General features: G+C 36.4%; 17 protein-coding genes and 4 tRNA genes. 8 read left to right on the top strand and 13 right to left on the bottom strand.

The genetic code is table 11. The annotated features are described in order from the left end of the window. Position 1: 1 nt before the first annotated feature. A complete protein-coding gene (locus WEEVI_RS08865; protein WP_013598800.1) occupies positions 2 to 604 on the bottom strand; it encodes an NUDIX hydrolase in 603 nt (200 codons plus the stop codon). Between the two features lie 43 nt (positions 605 to 647). Between WEEVI_RS08865 and WEEVI_RS08860 the strand changes: the two genes are divergently transcribed. Then, a complete protein-coding gene (locus tag WEEVI_RS08860; protein WP_013598799.1) occupies positions 648 to 1043 on the top strand; it encodes a hypothetical protein in 396 nt (131 codons plus the stop codon). Between the two features lie 196 nt (positions 1044 to 1239). Then, positions 1240 to 3465, top strand: coding sequence for a T9SS C-terminal target domain-containing protein (locus tag WEEVI_RS08855; RefSeq protein WP_041942146.1), 2226 nt, complete (start codon positions 1240 to 1242; stop codon positions 3463 to 3465). Positions 3466 to 3523: 58 nt separating this feature from the next. Here the strand turns inward: WEEVI_RS08855 and typA are convergent, their stop codons facing one another. From typA to WEEVI_RS08830, 5 genes are all read right to left on the bottom strand, one after another. Next, entirely contained in the window at positions 3524 to 5332 is a 1809-nt protein-coding gene (gene typA / locus WEEVI_RS08850; RefSeq protein ID WP_013598797.1) for a translational GTPase TypA, read from the bottom strand. A gap of 299 nt (positions 5333 to 5631) precedes the next feature. After that, positions 5632 to 5704, bottom strand: a tRNA-Lys gene (locus WEEVI_RS08845). Between the two features lie 55 nt (positions 5705 to 5759). Then, a tRNA-Lys gene (locus tag WEEVI_RS08840) sits at positions 5760 to 5832 on the bottom strand. Positions 5833 to 5871: 39 nt separating this feature from the next. Next, positions 5872 to 5955 (bottom strand) — tRNA-Leu (locus WEEVI_RS08835). A 7-nt stretch (positions 5956 to 5962) separates the two neighbouring features. Beyond that, positions 5963 to 6035: transfer RNA gene (locus WEEVI_RS08830), tRNA-Lys, on the bottom strand. A 128-nt stretch (positions 6036 to 6163) separates the two neighbouring features. Here WEEVI_RS08830 and WEEVI_RS08825 point away from each other — a divergent pair. Next, a complete protein-coding gene (locus tag WEEVI_RS08825) occupies positions 6164 to 6694 on the top strand; it encodes a shikimate kinase (protein ID WP_041942145.1) in 531 nt (176 codons plus the stop codon). Here the strand turns inward: WEEVI_RS08825 and WEEVI_RS08820 are convergent. Next, entirely contained in the window at positions 6654 to 7046 is a 393-nt protein-coding gene (locus WEEVI_RS08820; protein ID WP_013598795.1) for an Hsp15 family ribosome-associated heat shock protein, read from the bottom strand. The genes WEEVI_RS08825 and WEEVI_RS08820 overlap by 41 nt on opposite strands. Positions 7047 to 7118: 72 nt before the next feature. On the opposite strand from WEEVI_RS08820, the gene WEEVI_RS08815 reads away from it, so the two are divergent. Together WEEVI_RS08815 and pncB are read left to right on the top strand one after the other, a co-directional pair. Next, positions 7119 to 7889 carry a hypothetical protein gene (locus WEEVI_RS08815; RefSeq protein WP_013598794.1) on the top strand — a complete coding sequence of 257 codons (771 nt, stop codon included), beginning with the start codon at positions 7119 to 7121 and terminating at the stop codon, positions 7887 to 7889. A 74-nt stretch (positions 7890 to 7963) separates the two neighbouring features. After that, on the top strand, positions 7964 to 9166 hold the full coding sequence (gene pncB, locus WEEVI_RS08810; protein ID WP_013598793.1) for a nicotinate phosphoribosyltransferase: 1203 nt from the start codon (positions 7964 to 7966) through the stop codon (positions 9164 to 9166). Positions 9167 to 9245: 79 nt separating this feature from the next. Here pncB and lptB read toward each other — a convergent pair whose 3' ends face one another. From lptB to WEEVI_RS08795, 3 genes are read right to left on the bottom strand one after another with little or no spacing between them, the layout of a single operon-like run. After that, positions 9246 to 9974, bottom strand: a complete 729-nt coding sequence (gene lptB, locus WEEVI_RS08805; RefSeq protein WP_041942331.1) for an LPS export ABC transporter ATP-binding protein — start codon at positions 9972 to 9974, stop codon at positions 9246 to 9248. Between the two features lie 52 nt (positions 9975 to 10026). Next, positions 10027 to 11388 carry a pyridoxal-phosphate dependent enzyme gene (locus WEEVI_RS08800; RefSeq protein WP_013598791.1) on the bottom strand — a complete coding sequence of 454 codons (1362 nt, stop codon included), beginning with the start codon at positions 11386 to 11388 and terminating at the stop codon, positions 10027 to 10029. Continuing rightward, the gene (locus WEEVI_RS08795) at positions 11389 to 12618 is read right to left on the bottom strand and encodes an ABC transporter permease (protein ID WP_013598790.1); all 1230 of its coding nucleotides are present in this window, start codon (positions 12616 to 12618) and stop codon (positions 11389 to 11391) included. It abuts the gene before it with no gap. An 80-nt stretch (positions 12619 to 12698) separates the two neighbouring features. Here WEEVI_RS08795 and WEEVI_RS08790 point away from each other — a divergent pair, with 80 nt between their 5' ends. Next, on the top strand, positions 12699 to 13940 hold the full coding sequence (locus WEEVI_RS08790) for an exo-beta-N-acetylmuramidase NamZ family protein (RefSeq protein ID WP_013598789.1): 1242 nt from the start codon (positions 12699 to 12701) through the stop codon (positions 13938 to 13940). 61 nt (positions 13941 to 14001) lie between these two features. Here the strand turns inward: WEEVI_RS08790 and lon are convergent, their stop codons facing one another. Beyond that, positions 14002 to 16410 (bottom strand): endopeptidase La, encoded by a 2409-nt coding sequence (gene lon, locus WEEVI_RS08785; protein ID WP_013598788.1) that lies wholly within the window; start codon positions 16408 to 16410, stop codon positions 14002 to 14004. Positions 16411 to 16667: 257 nt separating this feature from the next. On the opposite strand from lon, the gene WEEVI_RS08780 reads away from it, so the two are divergent. Continuing rightward, positions 16668 to 18425 (top strand): aromatic amino acid hydroxylase, encoded by a 1758-nt coding sequence (locus WEEVI_RS08780; protein WP_013598787.1) that lies wholly within the window; start codon positions 16668 to 16670, stop codon positions 18423 to 18425. A gap of 97 nt (positions 18426 to 18522) precedes the next feature. Here the strand turns inward: WEEVI_RS08780 and bshA are convergent, their stop codons facing one another. Together bshA and WEEVI_RS08770 are read right to left on the bottom strand one after the other, a co-directional pair. Further along, positions 18523 to 19656 carry an N-acetyl-alpha-D-glucosaminyl L-malate synthase BshA gene (gene bshA, locus WEEVI_RS08775; protein ID WP_013598786.1) on the bottom strand — a complete coding sequence of 378 codons (1134 nt, stop codon included), beginning with the start codon at positions 19654 to 19656 and terminating at the stop codon, positions 18523 to 18525. Positions 19657 to 19729: 73 nt separating this feature from the next. Further along, entirely contained in the window at positions 19730 to 21436 is a 1707-nt protein-coding gene (locus tag WEEVI_RS08770) for a glycoside hydrolase family 3 protein (RefSeq protein WP_013598785.1), read from the bottom strand. Positions 21437 to 21535: 99 nt separating this feature from the next. Between WEEVI_RS08770 and WEEVI_RS08765 the strand changes: the two genes are divergently transcribed. Continuing rightward, positions 21536 to 22561, top strand: coding sequence for a TerC/Alx family metal homeostasis membrane protein (locus WEEVI_RS08765; protein ID WP_013598784.1), 1026 nt, complete (start codon positions 21536 to 21538; stop codon positions 22559 to 22561). Positions 22562 to 22608 lie beyond the last annotated feature (47 nt).

The raw sequence follows: 22608 nt of genomic DNA, 5'->3' as shown, positions 1-22608 counted from the left end.
GCTAGTTATTATTTTGGTTATAGAATTTTTCGAACAGTAAATGTATGTTTGGATAGCTATTGACCAACAGTTTTTCGTACTCTGACTCTTTCACCCACTCTACTTTCTCTATACCTTCTTCAGTTTGCGGTTTTGGTTGCTCTTCTCCTATATACGAAACATCATACCAATGCGTCAACTTCAAAATATAAGTTTTCTGATAGTAAATATGATAGGTTGTTGTGATAAAACGATTCAATACCAGCCCATGAATACTGCATTCTTCTTCAATTTCTCGTATCGCAGCCGTTTCTGGATCTTCACCTTTTTCTATTTTACCTTTGGGTAAATCCCATCGACCAAGTCGATGAATAAAAAGAAATTCGTTCTTAGAATTTTTCACGATTCCGCCTGCCGCTTCAATGATCTTGAAATGGTTCTTAAAATCAAACCACAATTCTTCCAAATCTTCACTATACAAATTCACTCGCACGTTTTGATTAGTCGATAGATAATGAACTGCTTCGTCTATTTGTGAAGTATAATGATATAAAACATTTTTTGCACCTTCTTCCGGTTTTTCGGATAAAATGATGCAATTTTCATTTAAAAAAACTTTGTACATTTGACAGGTTTGATACAAATTTATTAAAATAAAGTTAAAAAACATGAAAGTTAATACAGAGAAAGTCAGACTACAAAAAAATCAGCAAGATGCTTATACTTTTTTGTTGGATATGAAGAACTACGAAAGCCTTATGCCTAAAGACACCAATTCATTCGAGATACACGAATCGGGCAAAGGTTTCACGGTAGGAGTTGGTTCTTTGCCAAAAGTTGGAATGCGCTTGAAAGAAACGCACGAACCTAATCAGATCGTTTTCGAATCGCCATCGCCAAACTTCGAATATTATCTAACTGTTAATATCGAAGCTGTTGATGATCATTCTTCGGATGTTTCTCTTGATTTTGATGGAAAGTTTAATATGATGATAGAAATGATGGCCAAAAAGCCACTAACTTCTTTTATCGAAACTATCTCAGAAAATTTAAAGAACGTCTAAGACGCTCGCACTATATATTATATAATAAGGTCATCTGCTAACATTTTGTATAGCAGATGCTCAACCTTCTACTTCTATTTCTACCTCTGTTTTCTAACATTATTAGCCAATTCATTAGTAAAAATAAATGAAAAGATTTTTTACAAAACAACTCCTATTCCTCTTTTTTTGCTGGCTATATACGAGCAATAGTGCCATGGCACAATATATCGAAGTAAATACAGATTACTCCGTAGAAGAATTAATAAAAGATATTTTTCTTGGAGCAAGAAATTCGACGTGTATCGAAATAGAAAACATCAGAATCTCTGGTTGGGATGGTCCAGAAGGAAAAAGTTATGGGTACTTTTCGAGAGGAACAAGCACATTCGAGTTATCCGAAGGAATCATCCTCTCTACTGGTTTAGCTAAGGACGCAAAAGGCCCCAATAGCTCACTACAAGATTTTTATCCGAAAGATGGTTCTTGGAGAGGCGATCAAGATCTGATTGATGTATTAGACATGTACGGACTACCTTCCGATTACATTCTCAATGCTACTTTTCTCGAATTCGATTTTGTTTCTCATCTCACCGAGAGAATAAGTTTCGATTACATTTTCTTATCCGAAGAATATCGTGAAGAAAATACAAAATACTCGGATGCGTTTGCATTCTTGATAAAAAAAGCAGATTCTACCGAACCTTATCAAAATATTGCCTTAATTCCTGGGACAAATATTCCGGTAACTTCTCTTAGCATTAATCATATACATCACTCTAACTATTTCGGAGGTTTTAATGGCGTCCATACGCCTACCAATTTCAATGGACAAACCAAAATCCTCAAAGCAACTACAAAAGTAGAAAAAGGCATAAAATATCACATTAAATTGGTTATTGCTGATCATGGAGACCGTTTAGGGCGTTATGACTCTGCAGTTATATTAAAAGCCGGTAGTTTTGTTGGCAACATAGATTTAGGAGATGATTTATTAGTCGAAAATAACACTGCACTTTGCCGAGGAAATTCGCATACGATAGATGCCACCGTAGCCGATGCAGTTGTTTATCGTTGGTACAAAAACAACGAAGAATTGATCGGACAAAACGAGCCAAAACTCGAGGTAAATGAAGCAGGAATGTACGAAGTTTTTATAGAATTATCCAACGGTTGTACAGTGGCCGGAAAAGTAATAGTAGAAGAATATCCGACTGCTAAAATCACTGAAAATGAATTCTTTTTTTGTGACGACAATTTTGACGACGTTATATCCATCCAACTCCACGACCTGACAGAGAGAATTATCGAGGATTTTTATCCGATATATGATGCAAAATTTTATCTCAATCAACATGACGCCGAATTGAATTCGAAGAACGAAATATCCACTGTAGAACTTAACTCTTCTGAACCAGAAAAAAAGATTTATCTAAGGACACAAACCAAAGATTGTCCCGCTACTGTACATGAAATTTCTCTCATGATGGACAAAAAATCTACTTTCAGTTCTAATACTTTATTATCGTTTTGTGATGATGATTTAGATGGTAAAGTAGAGGTTTATTTACCAGATTTCATAACACAAGATTATGAATATGCACTGTTTTATCTTACAGCAGAAGAGGCCGAAAAAAACCAAAATGCTATAGCCAATGCCTACACATTGACTTCTTCGGTTGATTTATACGTTCGTTTCAAAGAATCAAATAAATGCCCAACAATCGAAAAGATTTCATTAGAATTTAAACAACCCAACACATCAACACTATTAGATGAAGTTACGATTTGTAAAGGAACTACAACAAATTTAGACGCAGGTGAAGGATTCGACTCTTATCTTTGGTCGACTGGAGAAACCACCTCAACGATTTACGGAGTTTCTGTCGGAAAATATTGGGTGAAATTAGGTTCCAATGGTTGCGAATATCTACAATTTGTAGAGGTAAAAGAAGCCGAAGACATCGTGATCGAAAAGATAGAAATCCAAAATCAGACAATTACCATTTATGCTTCGGGCGGAGTTCCTCCTTACGAATACGCACTGGATAATGGTAATTATCAGACCTCGAATAGTTTTCATCAAGTAGAAGTTGGTTCACATACCGTGAAAGTGAGATCGACTGTGCTCGATTGTCATCCTACCGAGAAAAACTTTATTATGCTTCAATTTCAGAATTTTATTTCGCCCAATGGTGATGGTAAAAATGACGTGTTGGATTTCTCGGATTTACGGAGCAAAGAAAACCCAAGTATGAAGATTTTCAATCGGTACGGGAAATTGATTTTCGAAGGGACTTCTTCGAATAATTTTATTTGGGATGGAAAACAAAATGGGTATCGACAAGAAACAGGATCTTATTGGTATAAGCTAGAATGGACCGAACCTGGAAGCACACAAGTACAGAAAATAAGCAATTCTATCATCTTAAAAAACAAGTAAATAAAAAGGGAAACTCTGTTCGAATTTCCCTTTTTCCTATTTCTATAGAATCTGCTAATTAAGCACCTTCCATTGATTTCTCGTAACGCTTACGGTCTACTTCTTTCAAGTGAATTTTTCGTAAACGGATATGGTTTGGTGTAACTTCTATACATTCATCTGCCTGAATATACTCCATGCATTCTTCCAAAGTCATTTCTATTTTTGGTGCAATAGACGTAGAATCATCTTTACCAGCAGCGCGCATATTGTTTAATTTTTTTGCTTCGATAACATTCACAACCAAATCGTTGTTTCGTGCATGTTCACCGATAATCATTCCTTCGTACACTTCTTCTCCCGGTTCGATGAAGAATTTTCCACGATCTTGTAGTTTATCGATTGAATATGGTGTTGAGGTTCCTTGATCTTTAGAAATCAATACTCCTGCCGAACGCCCCGAGATAGTACCTTTAAACGGTTTGTACTCGCTAAAAGTATGTGCCATAACAGCTTCACCAGCAGTAGAAGTCAACATCATCGAACGCAAACCAATTAATCCACGTGATGGAATTTCGAACTCTAAATGTTGTATACCTTCTTTGGCTTCCATAACCAATAAATCTCCTTTACGTTGAGTAACCAAGTCTATTGCTTTTGAAGCATAATGATCCGGCACATCAATCACTAAAACTTCATAAGGTTCAGATTTCACGCCATCTATTTCTTTGATGATTACTTGTGGTTGACCAACTGTTAGCTCATAACCTTCTCTTCTCATCGTCTCGATCAATACCGATAAGTGCATAATCCCACGACCGTACACCAACATCGTATTCGAGTCTTCTGTAGGCTCTACTCGTAAAGCTAAATTTCTCTCCAGTTCATCTTCTAAACGTTCTACCAAATGCCTAGATGTTACATACTTCCCATCTTTCCCAAAGAACGGTGAGTTATTGATCCCGAATGACATGTTCATTGTAGGTTCATCTATATGCATAATCGGTAAAGCTTCTGGATGTTCTGGATCGGCAATGGTATCCCCAATATGGAAACCATCAATCCCTACAACTGCACAAATATCTCCTGCAACTACCTCTTTAGTTCTCTCTTTTCCGAGACCTTTGAATGTGTATAATTCTTTTACTTTATGTTTCTTGAAACTTCCATCCTTATTTATCAGTGCAATCCAATCGCCCTCTCTAATTACACCACGAGTTACTTTTCCTACTGCGATTCGCCCTAAGAATTTTGAATAGTCTAAAGAGGTTATTTGCATTTGTAGTGGTCCTTCTTTAGCTTCAGGAGCTGGGACATGTTCTAAAATACCGTCTAATAAAGGTGTAATATCTTGGCTAGGAACATTTTCGGTATTGAACCATCCTTGCTTAGACGATCCATAAAAGGCTGGGAAATCCAATTGCTCTTCGGTTGCATCTAGGTTAAAGAACAATTCGAAAACTTTATCATGAACTTCATCCGGTCTACAGTTTTCTTTATCTACTTTATTGATGACCACCAATGGTTTTAGCCCTAACTCTAACGCTTTCTGAAGCACAAAACGTGTTTGTGGCATCGGCCCTTCGAAGGCATCCACCAACAAAATTACCCCATCGGCCATCTTCAGCACCCGTTCTACTTCTCCACCAAAGTCGGCGTGCCCAGGAGTATCAATAACGTTAATCTTCACTCCCTTGTATTCTACGGCCGCATTTTTAGAGAAAATGGTAATTCCGCGTTCGCGTTCTATATCATTGTTATCCATGATAAGATCTCCATTGTCTAAGCTTTCGCGAATGTGAATGGTGCTATGTAGAATTTTGTCGACCAAAGTAGTTTTTCCGTGGTCAACGTGAGCGATAATCGCAATATTTCGAATGTTTTGCATGTTCAAATTTTCAGACTGCAAAATTACAAAAAATACTCGTAAGAATGTGCTTATCTGTAGGTTTTTTATTTTTTTTTTAACGCTTTAGTAAGCAGTTTGTTTCTATTTTTTTTCGTAGGATGAAAATATAATCTTTGCAAAAAACATCTTTACTTGCTACCTGACACAATTTGCAAGATTCTCGAATAGATAAAAACACAAAATCTGTTAGTTATTAATTCAATCAACATCTCATCGAAAATTTCCCATCAAAAAGAAAAAAGGTTTTAGAACTAAATCTAAAACCTTTTGCGTAGTAGTGACCTGGCTGGGGCTCGAACCCAGGACCCCAACATTAAAAGTGTTGTGCTCTACCAACTGAGCTACCAGGTCGCCGCATATTTTTTTGTAGTATAAAGAAAACTACCTCTTTTATATAAGAAGTTTGTGACCTGGCTGGGGCTCGAACCCAGGACCCCAACATTAAAAGTGTTGTGCTCTACCAACTGAGCTACCAGGTCAGAAGTAAAACTTCTTAAATCTTTTCTTATAATTTTTCGTGCCCACGACTGGATTCGAACCAGCACATCCGAAGGGACACCACCCCCTCAAGATGGCGTGTCTACCAATTCCACCACATGGGCGAACATGTGACCTGGCTGGGGCTCGAACCCAGGACCCCAACATTAAAAGTGTTGTGCTCTACCAACTGAGCTACCAGGTCTTGTGAATTGCGACTGCAAATATAGAGAGAAGTTTATGACAATTGCAAACCTTTTGAAGAAATTTTTTATTATTTTTTATAATTAATTGATTTAAAAATTAATGCACCTTTGCAAAAAATATATTGTGATGAATATTTCGTTAATAGGTTATATGGGAAGTGGAAAAACGACGGTCGGAAAAATATTGGCAAAACAACTAGGAAGAACATTTATCGATCTGGATCATTTTATCGAAAATGCACATGGCAGAACGATTCCGGAAATTTTCAGAGAGAAAGGAGAAATTGGTTTCAGGAAAATTGAAAGAGAAATGTTGGAAAACCTCCTACAAAAAGAAAATATTATTTTGTCTTTGGGTGGTGGCACGCCAGCTTATTACAACAATATGCATCTGATAAATCAGCTATCTCATTCTGTATATTTGCAAACCCCTCTGAACGAATTGACGGAAAGATTGTGTAAAAACAAGGAGCAACGTCCTTTATTACTACACCTGGAAGATGATGAGCTAGCCGAGTATATAGCGAAACATTTGTTCGAGCGAAGAGCTTTTTATGAGCAAGCGCACACCCATTTCAAGACACAACAAATGGACCCACAAGATGTGGCTCTATTGCTTATAGAACATCTTCGGTATCAGAAAATTCTCCCGAAATAAAGTCGTCTAAATCTCGACGATCTTTTTTTGTAGGACGTCCTTCTCCTTTTTGTCTATAGTAATCCTGAGATATTTTACGAAGTTCCAAAGCTTCATACTCTTCTTTTGGAGTAGTATCGATGATATGCAAAGTGACCAACTTGGCTCCTATTCTATTTTCTGGAACTTGCAAAACACGAAAAGAAAAATTTATCTGATCTTTTCTGACTGCAATTTCATCTCCTGGTATAATGTCTCGTGACGCTTTTGCGACTTCACCATTCACTTTTATCCGATTTTTCTTGCATGCATCTGCTGCTAAACTTCGAGTTTTATAATAGCGAACACTCCACAAAAATTTGTCCAACCGCATAAGTCTGCTAATTTTAAGATAATTTTACGTTATTTTTGTATAAATTCGCAATTTAAAACGAAATAATAAGAAATGATAAAAAAATTCTTTTTCGCCCTTGCGGCTTACGTTTCTGTTTACAGCGTAACTTCGTGCAAGAAAGATGATGATAACAAAGATGAATTAGATGTCTATGTGGATATTCCTCTAGAACAAAGAAATGCGTTAGACGACGAGGCTATCCAACAATACCTCGCAAAATATTATTTTCATCCTACCAACGGAAAGTTAACCGCGAAAGATACAATTGTTGGGACTAACCCTACGACTGGAATCAACGACGATGAATACCCGACATTGGATAATTTTGCACAACGAGACGAAAAAGGTATTTGGTATGCAATAAACCCAAATGTCCAAGCAGAAGGAAATAGCATTACGTCTAACAAAAATGATTCTATCCTGATTTCTTATGATAATTACATTTTCCGTGCTACAGACAACAAAAACTACAAATACAAATTCGGGCAAGTTCGTTTATTCTCGAGCACAACAGAAAGAGGCGTTCCTGTTTACGACCCAGTATTTTATCATGTAAATCTCACAGATGAGCAAATAAAATCAGGTTTCAAAGAAGAATATTACGTACTAGAAAATTTTGTAGAAGGCTTAAAACATTTCAAAGCAACCAACAGAAGCAGCAGCGACTTGTACCATATGCAAGGGGTGATAATTCTACCTTCTCGTTTGGCCTATGCAAGAAGAAAAGTTTGGGATGGTAACTACTTGAATGATCAGATTTACCGAGATTATAGTTTTGTATTTTCATTTGAATTGAACAAAATAATACCTCGAAAAAAATAATTCAAAATAAATATTTTTTTTTTAAAAGCCTTTTTTATCGTAGAAAAGGCTTTTTTTGTTTAAATTCGTTTTATATGGAAAGAATTATCAACTCGATACTAGACAACGATTTTTACAAAATCACGATGCAGTTTGCTGTAACCAAATTGTATCCCGATGTACAAGCAAAATACACTTTCATTAACCGTGGAAAACATGAGTTCCCAGAAGGTTTTGGTGAGGAACTAAAACGACAAGTAGTCGCTATGGCAGAACTTGGACTAACGAAAGAAGAAAAACAATATCTTCATAGAAACTGCCCATATATCAGCCCTTCTTACCTAGATTTTTTACAAGGTTATCGTTATGATCCTGATGAAGTAGAAATAGTACAAGAAGGTAGCGATTTGCAAGTTCATGTAAAAGGATATTGGTACAGAACAATTCTTTGGGAAGTTCCTTTACTTGCTTTGATTAGTGAATTGTATTATAGATTAAATCATTTATCCCGAGTGTCTGATCAAGAAATTACTGAAAAAACATCGAATAAAATAGATCTTTTCAACAAGCTCGGGGTAACCGTTGCCGATTTTGGGACACGCAGAAGACACTCTTACCAGGTACATGACTTGGTCATACAAGAACTCATTAACCACAGCGGAAGAAGTTTTGTCGGCAGCTCGAATGTTCATTTCGCCCATAAATATAACGTGAAACCTATCGGAACACATGCTCATGAATGGTTTATGTTTCATGGAGCAAGATTTGGGTATAAAATTGCTAACTCTATAAGTCTAGACCGATGGGTAAAAGTCTTCTACGGTGACTTGGGCATTGCTCTTACCGACACCTATACAAGTGCAATCTTCTTCAGGCAGTTTGATAAAAAACTATCCAAACTTTTTGATGGCGTTCGACACGATAGTGGAGATCCGATAGAATTTGCTCAGATGACGATTGATCATTATCAGAAAATGGGTATCAACCCTTTGCATAAAACTATTATTTTTTCGGATGGTTTGAATCCTGAGAAAGTAGAAAACATCACTAAATTTTGTAAAAACAAAATTGGTATTTCGTTCGGGATTGGTACAAACCTTACCAATGATACTGGCCTAAGACCAATGAATATCGTGATGAAGTTAACGGGGATTTCTTCGTATGATATTCCGTGGACAGGTGTGGTAAAACTTTCTGATGAAGGTAATAAACACACTGGAAATGTACGCGATATAGAACTTGCTAAAGAAATCTTACAATTGGGTGATATCGCATCACACGATGAGTATTTGCAATAATTTCCTAGATAGTATTCCCCCTTATAGATAACATAAAAGAAACTCGCTTCCGAATACGAAAGCGAGTTTCTTTTATCTTTTATATTTGTTGAAATTGGAAATTCTCGCCTAAATAAACCCTTCTTACATCTGGATCATTTGCCAAGTCTTCTGGTGATCCTTCTTTCAGGATTTTACCCTCGAACATGATATAGGTTTTATCTGTGATTGCTAAGGTTTGCGATACATTATGATCGGTGATCAAGATACCTATATTTTTATCTTTCAACGATCGAACAATCTTCTGAATATCTTCCACTGCAATAGGGTCTACTCCAGCAAAGGGCTCATCGAGTAGAATAAATTTTGGCTCTGTAGCTAGACAACGAGCAATTTCTGTACGCCTTCTTTCACCCCCCGATAATAAATCTCCACGGTTATGACGCACATGCTCTAAACTAAATTCTTCTATCAATGCATCGGTTCGCTTTTGCTGTTCTTTGCTCGAAAGTTTTGTGAACTGCAATACTGATTTTATGTTATCTTCTACCGAAAGTTTTCTGAAGACAGAGGCTTCTTGCGCCAAATAACCAATTCCTTTCTGGGCTCTTTTGTACATTGGGTCTTGCGTAATGTCGTGTTTATCTAGAAAAACTCTTCCTTGTGTTGCTTTTACTAAGCCAACAATCATATAGAAAGATGTTGTTTTCCCAGCACCATTCGGTCCTAAAAGCCCTATAATTTCACCTTGCTCTACCTGGAAAGAGACATTCTTCACAACATGCTTTTTTCCATAGTCTTTTACCAAGTTTTCACCTTTGAGTACAATTCCCATAATATTTCGAAGATAAATCAAATATTTTATTTCGGTTCTATTTTCTTTATTGTATCGCTCTGATTATATCATATTTGGTAATAATATGATATTTCCCATTGTCTAATTTTACTAAAACAGCTTGATTTTCGGGTGTTATTAGTTTTGATACTTCTTCTATGGTTTGTGAAGATTCGACAATCGGATACGGTTTCCCCATCAATTCTTTGATTGGTTTTTCGGCAATATTACGATCTTTGATAAATGCCTGAAATAGATTTACTTCGCTCAAAGACCCTACAAAACCTTCTGTGTTGACTACCGGAATTTGTGAGATTTTGAAATTCTGCATACGTTCTAGCGCATGAGAAACCAACTCTTCTGTTTTTACGATTACCAATGGTTTTTCGATATGATTTTGTATCAAATCTGCTACTTTTTTATATTTTGTATCCAAGTAGCCACGTTCGCGCATCCACTCATCATTAAAAATCTTACCCACATAACGCGAACCCGAATCATGAAAAAGAACTACCACTACATCTTCTGGTTTGAATTTTTCTTTCAGTTGTAAAACTCCTTTGATTGCCGAACCAGAAGACATCCCTACAAAAAGACCTTCTTCTAATGCCAATCGACGTGTATACACAGCGGCATCTTTATCGGTTACTTTGGTAAAACCATCAATCAGGTCGAAGTTTACATTTTTAGGTAAAATATCTTCTCCGATACCTTCGGTAACGTACGAATAGATTTCGTTCTCATCGAAAATACCTGTTTCTTTGTACTTTTTGAAAACAGATCCATACGTATCTACACCCCAAACTTTCACATTCGGGTTTTGTTCTTTTAGGTATTTTGCTACACCCGATATGGTCCCTCCTGTTCCTACCCCAACAATGAAATGAGTTACTTTTCCGTTGGTTTGTTCCCAAATTTCAGGTCCAGTTTGCTCATAATTTGCCTGAGTGTTCGAAGGATTATCGTATTGATTCACGTACCATCCGCCTGGTGTTTCTTCGGCCAAACGTTTAGAAACCGAATAATACGAGCGTGGATCATCAGGTTCTACGTCGGTAGGGCACACAATTACTTCGGCTCCTACGGCACGTAAAATATCCATCTTTTCTTTGGATTGTTTATCGGTAATGACACAGATAAGTTTGTATCCTTTAACAATTGCAGCCAAGGCCAATCCCATTCCTGTGTTACCAGAGGTCCCTTCGATAATGGTTCCGCCGGGCTGTAAGCGCCCATCTTTTTCGGCGTCTTCGACCATTTTCAGAGCCATGCGGTCTTTACAAGAACTTCCTGGATTGAAGTATTCTACTTTTGCCAAAACTGTACAAGGCAAATCTTGTACAATGTGATTTAATTTTACCAATGGCGTATTACCAATGGTTTCTAATATATTATTTGCGTATTTCATCTATCTAAAATTTATTGCTTTTGTTGGGGTGATTTTCGATATCATATACGAGGGCAAAAGTAAGACAATTGCACAAATTACAAGTGCTCCTACATTTAACAACACTATATATTTAATATCTAAATAAACCGGCGCATAGGATAAATAGTAATTTTCGGAAGGTAATTGAACAATTTTAGCATATTTCTGCAACAATAAAAGGCCAATGCCTAATATATTACCGATGAATAATCCAGGAATCATTATGAGAATAACATAGCATACAAACAACCTTCTTATTCGCCAATTGGTAGCACCAAAAGCTTTGAGCAATCCGATTGAAGGCGTTCTATCTAAAATCAAAATTAAAAGCACCATAACCATATTAATCACTACTACAAAAAGCATAATGATAACAATGATGACAATATTTTTATCAAACACATTGATCCATTCACTGATTTGCGCAAAAGATTGCATTGCCGATTCTGCGTATAAATTATACCCTATAGCATCGTTTATTTTATGGGTTACTTGCTCTACTTTTTCTATATCTTTCACAAAAACTTCGAAAGCACCAACCGTTTCTGGTCCCCAATTGTTTAATCTTTGTATATGTTGAATATCCCCAATCAAGTAAATATCATCAAAATTCTTAATATCGGTTTTGTACAATCCTACCAAATGAAAACGCCTATAAATCGGTTTTGCGTCGTCTCTCAGGAAGTACATTACAAACGAACTATCGACCTCTAATTTTAGTTCATTGGCCATTTTTTCTGACAATAGAACCTCGTCCGACAATTCATTATTCTTGAACTTTGGGAACCTTCCTTTGGTCAAAAACTCTTCGAATCTTGTCTGATCATAATCTAGCCCGACACCTTTAAAAACCACACCACTAAAAGTCTCTTCTGTTCGAATTACGCCACTTTTATTCGCAATTGCTTGCACATGCTCCACCTCTGAAATCTGAGAAAAAGTAGGATAAAAGTGCTGATGAATCGACAACGAATCCGAGTTGAGGGATACATTACTATTGTAATTTCTAATGGTAATATGCCCATTGAAATCGGCCAACTTATTTTTGATTGCTTTGCGTGCTCCTACTCCGGTAGAAATGGTGATCATAGAAACCAAAATCCCTAAAATCACTGCCACTCTCCCAATCCCAATGATAATGCCGGCTAAGTTATTTTTACGATTTGTATCGCGTGCTATTTTCGTCGCGAACCACCAAGTAAAGTTCAATATCTTTTATTATTTTTACGATCCAACATTCGGTTGTACATTCTTCATCTTTCAACCGAGAAAAAATATTTATAATCGAGATGAAAAACTTCGTCAAATATACATTAATTGCTTTACTTCTACCGACAAGCTTTTGTGTAAAAGCACAAAAAACGACAGAAAAATCGATCAGTAGCCCATCTAATTATGGTTTAGAAATTATTACTGGTGCAGAAAATAGTGCAGCTTATATTGCTTTACTACAGCATAAAAACATAGGGGTTGTTGCCAATCAAACTTCTATTGTGCGTATCAAAACTGCTCCATCATCCTACCAAGAACATGAGCATTTGGTAGATTTTTTATTAAAAAACAAAATAAACGTTTTGAAAATTTTTTCACCCGAACATGGTTTCCGAGGCGAAGCTGATGCGGGCGCTAAGGTAAATTCTTCGGTAGATGAAAAAACACAAATTCCGATTATATCACTTTATGGAAAGAATAAAAAACCTAGCAAGGAGCAATTATCCGGAATCGATGTTTTGGTGTTTGATATGCAAGATGTTGGAGCTAGATTTTACACCTACATTTCTACTTTGCACTATGTGATGGAAGCGGCGGCGGAAAACAACAAGGAAATAATTGTACTCGATCGCCCGAATCCGAATGCACATTATATCGATGGCCCGATTTTGCAACCTAAATTCAGATCCTTTGTTGGGATGCATCCTGTACCCATAGTTTATGGAATGACAATCGGCGAATATGCACAAATGATTAATGGAGAAGGCTGGTTGAATAATCGACAGAAAGCCAAATTAACAGTAATTCCGCTAAAAAACTATACTCATCAATCTCGATATAGTTTGCCAGTGAAACCCTCGCCGAATTTACCCAATGACCGTGCAATCAACCTTTATCCATCTACTTGTCTATTCGAAGGTACTCAAGTAAACGAGGGTCGTGGAACGGAAATGCAATTTCAGGTTTATGGTTCGCCTTACCTAAAAAATATGCCTTATCAATATACACCGATTTCGCGAAAAGGTGCTTCGGATCCGAAATTCAAAAATCAACTTTGTTTCGGTGAGAATCTTAGCGAAACACCATATTTGGATGCAATAGATTTACGTTGGCTCATCCGTGCTTACACACAAAACACTTTACCTAATTTCTGGACCAAAAATGGAAAAAATTATTGGATCGATCAGCTTTCTGGGACGGATGCGTTACGCATGCAAATAGAAAAGGGGTTGACGCAAGAACAGATTAAAGCTACTTGGGAAGAAGGTTTGAAAAATTTTAGAAATACGAGACAAAAATATCTTCTGTATAAAGATTAAACTAAAAATGTCCGATTTTGAGATCGGACATTTTTGTTTGTTTAGTTCTTTTTTTATCCAATTATTCTACCGTTAATTTTTTAGCATTCTTTGCTTTTTGTTTCATCAGCGCAAGGTCGATTACTTCTTTCATATCACGAACGTAATGGAACTTTAGGCCTTTTATATATTCTTTTTTGATTTCCTGTACGTCTTTTCTATTATCTTCGCACAGGATAATTTCTTTAATATCGGCACGTTTAGCTGCAAGAATTTTTTCTTTTATGCTACCAACTGGCAATACTTTACCACGCAAAGTAATTTCGCCGGTCATGGCCAAATTAGGTTTTACTTTTCGTTGAGTGAAAGAGGAAACCAAAGAGGTCAGAATCGTAATCCCGGCAGAAGGCCCATCTTTGGGTGTTGCACCTTCTGGCACGTGAATATGCACTTTGTATTGCTCGAAAATTTTCGGGTCAATAGCATATTCTTCTGCATGCGATTTAATATATTCTAATGCAATGGTTGCAGATTCCTTCATCACATTCCCTAAGTTCCCGGTAATTGTTAAACCACCTTTTCCTTTGGATAAAATAGATTCTATAAATAAAATATCACCACCAACACTTGTCCATGCCAGACCAATTACTACTCCAGGTGTTTCGTTATTTTCGTACCGCTCTGGAACGATAGAAGGCCCTAAAATTTCGGCAAGTATATCTTCTGTAATTTGTTTTTCGTAGGGCTGTTCCATAGCAATATTTTTTGCAGCATAACGAACAACTTTTGCAATGGTTTGATTCAAATTCCGAACGCCACTTTCTCGGGTGTAACCGGTAATAATATATTCGATAATAGAATCACTCAACACCACATCTCCTTTTTTCATACCATGATCTTCTATCTGTTTTGGAAGAAGGTGACGTTTTACGATTTCTACTTTTTCTTCGATTGTATACCCAGAGATATTAATCATCTCCATTCTATCGCGCAGAGGCGAAGGAATATTCCCTATATTATTGGCAGTTGCTACGAAAAATACTTTAGAAATATCGTACCCAATTTCTAAATAATTATCGTAGAAACTTGTGTTTTGTTCTGGATCTAAAACTTCTAACATCGCTGATGATGGGTCTCCATGTGCACTGATAGACATTTTATCGATTTCATCTAAAACAAAAACCGGGTTCGATGATCCTGCTTTTTTTATCGATTGGATAATTCTACCTGGCATTGCTCCGATATACGTTTTCCGGTGTCCTCTGATTTCTGATTCGTCGTGCAAACCACCCAAAGACATGCGAACATATTTCCGGCCGATAGCTTCGGCAATTGATTTCCCAAGGGAAGTTTTACCCACTCCCGGAGGACCATATAGACATAATATTGGCGAACGCATATCTCCTTTTAGTTTTAATACAGCCAGATGTTCGATAATTCTATTTTTCACATCGTCCAATCCATAATGGTCACGATCGAGAATTTTCTGGGCATTCTTCAAATCGAAATGGTCTTGGGTATATTCATCCCAGGGCAATTCTAACAAAAATTCGAGGTAATTGCGCTGAATATTGTGTTCGGGCATTTGTGGATTGAGGCGAGTAAGCCGCCCAAGTTCTTTATCGAAATGTGTTTCTACTTCTTTTGTCCATTTTTTAGTTTTAGCTTTGGCACGCATTTCATCTATTTCTTCTTCGGCCGTATTGCCACCTAATTCTTCTTGGATGGTACGCAACTGCTGATTGAGAAAATACTCTTTCTGTTGCTGATCCATTACAGCATGCACTTTATTGTGGATATTCGAGCGCAATTCTAGCTTTTGCAATTCGATGTTCATATGCCGAAGAACTTCTAATCCACGCATTTTGAGATCAGTTTCTTCTAAAAGTTCTTGTTTTACTTTGGTCGGAAAAGAAAGATTAGATGCTATGAAATTGATAAGAAAACGTCCACTTTCAATTTTCTTTATTACTTCGGTCGCCTCTTTCGGTATCATTGGATTGTTATTAATAATCCGAAAAGAAAAATCTTTTATTGATTGAATTATTAACGGGAACTCTTTATTGCGAGAATTGGGGTTCTTTTCTTTTATTCCTTCTACTTCCGACACAATATACGGATACACTTCTACGATGTTAGTGCACCGAAAACTTTTTACTCCTTGCAGAATTACCGTCATATTTCCGTCGGACAATTTTATCATTCGCAAGATTTTAGCAAGCGTCCCAACATGATATAAATCTTCGGGAGCGGGATCTTCGATACTTTCATCTTTTTGCGTAACAACTCCTACCAAACCATCTCGCTCAAAAGCATCAACCAACAGTTGGATAGATTTTTCTCTCCCCGCAGTAATTGGTGCTACAACTCCAGGAAATAATACCGTATTGCGCAACGGCAGAATCGGTAAAACATCTGGTAATTTTTGTTTTTGTAATTTATTTTCTTCTTCCTTATTCATTAAAGGAATCAATTCTATTTCTTCTTCCATGTTAAAGCTTAAAATGACAAATTGTCGGTTTATACAATCGTGCAGAATTATTTTGAGATTTCTGTAAGACAAAATTTAGCATTCATCAAAACACAAACCCTTAAAAACCAATAAAATACAAAAATACAATCTTATAACTATTTATTCTGCTATTATCTGAAGACAAAACAGGTGCCAAACGACTTTTCTTGTAGTTTTGACATAGAATGTATAAAAATTTTATTATTTTTAACATTCGCAATTAAAGACTGAAAGTTATGGAAGCACAATATGAATCGAATCCCTTGATTGATCGTTTACCACCACACCTGAAACAATTTATAAAACCTCAAAATTATGAAGAGTATTCTCCTATCAATCAAGCTGTTTGGCGCTATGTAATGCGTAAAAATGTAGATTATCTTTCTCGAGTTGCGCATCATACTTATGTAGATGGTTTAGAAAAAACAGGTTTAGAAATCGACAAAATTCCGAATATGTATGGGATGAATCGAATTTTGAAAGAAATTGGTTGGGCTGCTGTTGCCGTTGATGGTTTTATACCCCCGAATGCTTTTATGGAGTTTCAGGCGTACCATGTTTTAGTTATCGCTTCGGATATAAGACAATTAGAGAACATAGAATACACTCCTGCCCCCGACATCATACACGAAGGTGCTGGTCATGCTCCGATTATTGCAAATCCGGAATATGCAGAATATTTACGCCGATTTGGAGAAATAGGGTGCAAAGCAATCTCGTCTGCACATGATTATGAAATATACGAAGCTATAAGAGAATTATCAATTCTAGAAGAAGCAGAAGGCACACCACAAGAAGAGTTGAGCAGAGCAAGAAAAAAAGTAGATGAGTTGCAGGCAAAAAATGTAGAACCGTCTGAGATGGCTCTTATCCGTAACCTACATTGGTGGACGGTAGAATATGGTTTGATTGGCGAACTCGACAAACCAAAAATCTACGGAGCTGGTCTTTTATCTTCTATCGGAGAATCTGCTTGGTGTATGCGAGACGAAGTGAAAAAAATACCGTATGACCTTTCGGCAGCTTATCAAGGTTTTGATATTACCAAACCTCAACCTCAACTATATGTAACACCCGACTTTGCCCATCTTAGTGTAGTTCTAGAAGAATTTGCCAATACAATGGCTATCCGAACTGGTGGATTAAGTGGATTAGAGAAATTGATAGAATCTAAGTCGTTAGGTACAATTGAATTGTCTACAGGGATTCAGATTTCTGGTGTTTTCACCAATGTGATTAGCGACAAAGGTCGTCCGATATATTATCAAACAACTGGTCCTACAGCTTTATCCTACCGAAATAAAGAATTGATAAACCATGGAACTTCTTTTCATAAAGATGGTTTTGGATCTGCTGTAGGTAAGCTTAGAGGCATTAATCTAGCGATCGAAGATATGAGCCCGAAAGATTTGGCGGCTTATGATTTGTACGAGGGAAAAACAACACATTTGGAGTTTGAAGGCGGTCTTCTAATCGAAGGTGAAATTATTACTGGAAGACGCGATGTGATGGGAAAAATAATTTTGATTTCCTTTAAGAATTGTACGGTTCGGTATAAAGATCAAATTCTTTTCAGACCCGAATGGGGAATCTATGATTTAGCAATCGGGAAAGAAGTTGTTTCTGCTTATTCTGGGCCTGCGGATTATGAAAGTTTTGATTTGATTTCTCATGTGCCGAGTAGTAAAACCATCAAAGCGAAGAAGAATGAAAAACGCTTGGCCTTGGAGCAACTTTATCAGCAAGTTCGCAAGTATAGAGAGCATCCTACCGATAATATAGATTTACACAAAATCGCAAAAGAAATTAATGAGCATCACGAAAATGATTGGTTACTTATGGTAGAAATCACAGAATTGGCACATCTAGAAGATGATGAAGAGTTGTTGAGTTATGCAACTACTTATCTAGAAAACTATCAGCACAATCATCCTAAAATTAAACATTTGATTACAGATGGCTTGGATCTTATTTTCGAAAAGGAAACTATTTAACATCAAATGAATTTAAGAAATAAAGTAAAAAAGTTCGATAGATAAGTCTATCGAACTTTTTTACTTTATTTCTTCTCTTACCCTAAAATAACTCAAATTAATGATTTGCTTTCTCTAAAGCATTCAAATAAATTTGTTCATATTGCGGTAGTATAGCTTTCTTATCAAAAGTAAGCGCTTTATGTTTTGCGGCATGGCTAAATTTCATCAACTCTTTTTCGTTCGACAAGAGATAAATTGCTTTTTCGGCCATCTGTTCTACATCGCCAATCGGGCAAACAAAACCTGTTAAGCCATCGATATTCACTTCTGGTATTCCACCAGCATTCGACGAAACTACAGGTACACTTGCTGCCATTGCTTCCAAGGCTGCAAGACCAAAACTTTCTTGCGCAGAAGGCAATAAAAACAAATCGGCAGACTTCAGCACATCGGCAAGATCACTAACCATTCCCAGGCTTTTTACTTTATTTTCTATTCCATACTCCTGGATCATTGTATCGGCCAATTCCCACTCAGGTCCTTCTCCGGCGATAATGAGTTTCGCCGGAATTTTTTGTTGTATCAAATAAAACGTATCAATGACATCTTGGATTCTTTTTACTTTTCTTAGATTGGATACGTGAAGGATTATTTTCTCATTGGGTTCTGCAAAATGATCACGGCAACACACACATTTCTCTGGTAAAAATTGTTCATTATCGATAAAATTAGGCACTACTATTATTTGATTTGTAATCTCAAAAGCAGCTAAGGTTTCTTGTTTTAAACTTTCTGAGACCGATGTCACAATATCCGATTCATTGATCGAAAATTCAACAGCTGTTTTGTACACCGGATGCTTGCCTACCAATGTAATATCAGTACCGTGTAAGGTGGTAATAATAGGTAATTTATAGTTTTTGCTTTCCAGCATTTTTTTGGTAAAATACGCTGCATACGCATGAGGTATTGCATAATGCACATGCACCAAATCTATCTGGTATTGCAAAATCTTCTCGTATAATATAGTACTTAAAGCCAAGTCATAGGGCTGGTATTGAAATAGTGGATAAGTTTCTACATGGATTCGATGAAAAAAAATGTTAGGCAATTTGATATTTAATCGAGCAGGAACATTGAGGCTAAAAAAATGAACTTCATGACCTTTTTCTGCCAAATCCATTCCCAACTCTGTGGCAACTATTCCACTTCCTCCGTAGGTTGGGTAACACACAATTCCTATTTTCATATTCCAAATGTACTATTTTATACTCTTTTTGCTTTTATCTAAAGGTGACGTTATTATTAGTACCTCTATTTCATTACTCAAATTCTACATAATCCAATTGTAGAATACCATCTCCGGCTTTCCATTGAGAATTAACATCAACCGGCAGCACACCGTTGGGGACAATTTCTCCGAAAATAGCTTTTGCAGAAGCTTCTTGTGCATCTAGAGTATTTTGATATTGAACCAAAAGTGCATCTATTTTACTTACATCTAAATCCTTCAGACCATAAGGGCTTGTAAACAATGAAAAGAAATATTTTTTGTTTGCTGGTAATTTCGTTAGAATATCTTTCGATGTTTTGGATAAAGTATAAGGTTGATAAACGTTTTCATCAGACATGAAGGCTCCAATAATTACATAGTCATATTTTTTTAGTTTTGATAATTCTTTCACGCTTTCTATTTCGACCAAATCTACCTTAGAAAAAGTATTCAAACACTGAAAGAATGGATGATAATCTTTTCTTTCTAAAGGAACAAAAGCAATTCTCGGTTGTTTTTTGGCATCAATTGGCAAAACATTTTCTTGGTTTTTGAGCAAGGTTGTTGCTTCTTCGAAAATATTTCTAGTTAAATCTGCGTATTCTTTTTTATTAAGGTCCTCTAAAACATTTGTAGTATCAATCGGCTCGAATTTCGTCAAACCAACCTTATATTTTGCCAAAAGAATTTTTTTCACACTTTCTTCTAGTCGTGCTTGTGGAATACTACCATTGGTTAATCCCTCAAGGATTTTTGCTCTTCCATCTTTCACTTTTTGAGAAAATAAAAGTATATCATTTCCTGCTTTGAAAGCCAAATAATCTATTTCACCTGCAGAACGTCCTTTTGTCACTCCTTCCATATTGAGTGCATCAGTTATAATTATTCCCCTGAATTTTAAGGTTCCTTTTAGATAATCGGTAATAATTTTTGACGACAATGTGGCAGGCACACCAGAACTGTCTAACGCAGGAACATCGAGATGAGACACCATAATGCTGGGAACAGAACTGCGAATCATTTTCATGAACGGCCTAATGTGATATTTCTCCAACTCTTCTTTGCTAGCATGGATGATTGGTAAGGTTTTATGAGAGTCTTGATCCGTATCACCGTGTCCAGGGAAATGTTTAGCCGAAGAAAGAACGTTGTTTTTTTGTAAGCCACGCATTAGAGCCTCTCCTTTCAGCCAAACATTTTCTGGATCGGAACCAAAAGAGCGATTCCCAATGATAGGGTTGTTTGGGTTTACATTTACATCTACTGAAGGAGCAAAATCAAACTTCACTCCCATTCGATTTGCTTGGTCTGCAATACTTTTCCCGACGTTATAGACCAAAATATTTCTACGCAAAGCACCCAGAGTAATATTCCATGGAAATCGCTTCACGTCTTTTAACCTTTGTGCCAAACCCCATTCTGCATCCATCCCAATGAGCAAAGGAATTTTCGATATTTTTTGGTAACGATTTGTAAGCTCGATTTGGCGAGCCGCCTGATCTTGCATGAAAATCAAGCCACCAATTTTTTCTTCGCGTACCAATTTTTCTATTTCCGCTTCATGTTCTGCATCTCTATTAGAGAAAGCAGCTACCATAAAAAGCTGCCCTACGCGCTCATCCATGCTCATTTTATCATATGTATCATTTACCCATTTCAGTTGAACGGTATCCATATACAGTGGGTGTTTTCGTTGAGCATTGACCGATATTGTAAATAATAAACCAGTGATAGTGACTATGATAAAATTCTTCATATCTTAATAGAATATTTTATGTTCTAAAATTAACCACTCTTTGCAGTTTTAAGTGCTAAAAATACCGTAAAATTGCATGAGAAAAAAATTAAAGTTGAAATGAATATTTTCAGTGTCGTACAAGACAACATGTTTAATCATCCAGGATTAATAATTGGTTTCGGAATTACGGTAATTATTATGCTTTTGCTAGATTTAGGAGTTTTTAACAAAAACCCTCATGAAATTAGCAACAAAGAAGCGCTCAATTGGACGATTTTATGGATTGCTCTTTCTATGATTTTCAGTGCTATCATTTATTTTGTTTTTCGGGCAGATGACGGTCATGCTTTTGCTATCGAAAAGTTCTCCCAATACCAAGCGGCTTATTGGATAGAAAAAGCACTATCTGTTGACAATCTCTTTGTTTTTGTTTTGGTATTTACCTTTTTCAAAATTCCGAAACAATACCAGCATGAAGTTTTATTTTGGGGAATTTTAGGTGCTTTATTTTTCCGTGCAATTTTTATTTTTGCAGGTGTAGAAATCATCAAGCATACTTACATAAATATTCCTATGTTTGGTGAAACCCGAGAAGTAAATATTATCCTTACGTTTTTTGGTTTCTTTTTGATTCTTGCAGGCGTAAAATCTTGGTCATCTGATCACGAAGATGAAAACCAAGACTTGAGCAAGAATTGGGGCGTTCGGTTAGTACATAAATTCTTCAAAGTAACGAATGAAATCGACGGCGGAAAGTTTTTTACAATGCAAAATGGAGTTCGTATGGCAACACCACTTTTTGTTGCTTTGATGGTGATAGAAATTACTGATTTGGTTTTTGCTGTAGATAGTATTCCGGCAATTTTTGCTGTTGCTCCGGATGATCCTTTCATCCTTTATACTTCTAATATTTTTGCTATTTTAGGCTTACGTTCTATGTATTTCCTTTTGGCAAATTCGATGGACAAATTCAATAAACTCCATTTTGGGTTAGCGATTATTCTAACTTTTATTGGCGTTAAAATGCTCATCATGCCCTTCTACCATTTCGACTCTATAATTTCTTTAGGCATTATAGCTACTGTTTTGGTAGGATCAATTATTTTCTCCCTTGTAAGTAATAAGAAGCAAACGGATAAATAACTAATAAAAATATCAAATAAAAAAAAGAGGGTTGAAGAATCAATCCT

Source organism: Weeksella virosa DSM 16922, from assembly GCF_000189415.1.
GTDB lineage: Bacteria > Bacteroidota > Bacteroidia > Flavobacteriales > Weeksellaceae > Weeksella > Weeksella virosa.
The sequence above is the reverse complement of the archived record's forward strand: the minus strand, read 5'-3'. Positions and strand labels throughout refer to the sequence as shown.

Excerpts from the sequence above, each read along its gene's own strand:
- pncB (WP_013598793.1), top strand. The coding sequence starts at position 7,964 with ATGGAAAGAATTATCAACTCGATACTAGACAACGATTTTTACAAAATC.
- WEEVI_RS08765 (WP_013598784.1), top strand. The coding sequence starts at position 21,536 with ATGAATATTTTCAGTGTCGTACAAGACAACATGTTTAATCATCCAGGA.
- WEEVI_RS08800 (WP_013598791.1), bottom strand. The coding sequence starts at position 11,388 with ATGAAATACGCAAATAATATATTAGAAACCATTGGTAATACGCCATTG.
- WEEVI_RS08855 (WP_041942146.1), top strand. The coding sequence starts at position 1,240 with ATGGCACAATATATCGAAGTAAATACAGATTACTCCGTAGAAGAATTA.
- WEEVI_RS08825 (WP_041942145.1), top strand. The coding sequence starts at position 6,164 with ATGAATATTTCGTTAATAGGTTATATGGGAAGTGGAAAAACGACGGTC.
- lon (WP_013598788.1), bottom strand. The coding sequence starts at position 16,410 with ATGGAAGAAGAAATAGAATTGATTCCTTTAATGAATAAGGAAGAAGAA.
- WEEVI_RS08860 (WP_013598799.1), top strand. The coding sequence starts at position 648 with ATGAAAGTTAATACAGAGAAAGTCAGACTACAAAAAAATCAGCAAGAT.
- bshA (WP_013598786.1), bottom strand. The coding sequence starts at position 19,656 with ATGAAAATAGGAATTGTGTGTTACCCAACCTACGGAGGAAGTGGAATA.
- WEEVI_RS08770 (WP_013598785.1), bottom strand. The coding sequence starts at position 21,436 with ATGAAGAATTTTATCATAGTCACTATCACTGGTTTATTATTTACAATA.
- WEEVI_RS08820 (WP_013598795.1), bottom strand. The coding sequence starts at position 7,046 with ATGCGGTTGGACAAATTTTTGTGGAGTGTTCGCTATTATAAAACTCGA.
- typA (WP_013598797.1), bottom strand. The coding sequence starts at position 5,332 with ATGCAAAACATTCGAAATATTGCGATTATCGCTCACGTTGACCACGGA.
- WEEVI_RS08780 (WP_013598787.1), top strand. The coding sequence starts at position 16,668 with ATGGAAGCACAATATGAATCGAATCCCTTGATTGATCGTTTACCACCA.
- WEEVI_RS08790 (WP_013598789.1), top strand. The coding sequence starts at position 12,699 with ATGAAAAACTTCGTCAAATATACATTAATTGCTTTACTTCTACCGACA.
- WEEVI_RS08815 (WP_013598794.1), top strand. The coding sequence starts at position 7,119 with ATGATAAAAAAATTCTTTTTCGCCCTTGCGGCTTACGTTTCTGTTTAC.
- WEEVI_RS08865 (WP_013598800.1), bottom strand. The coding sequence starts at position 604 with ATGTACAAAGTTTTTTTAAATGAAAATTGCATCATTTTATCCGAAAAA.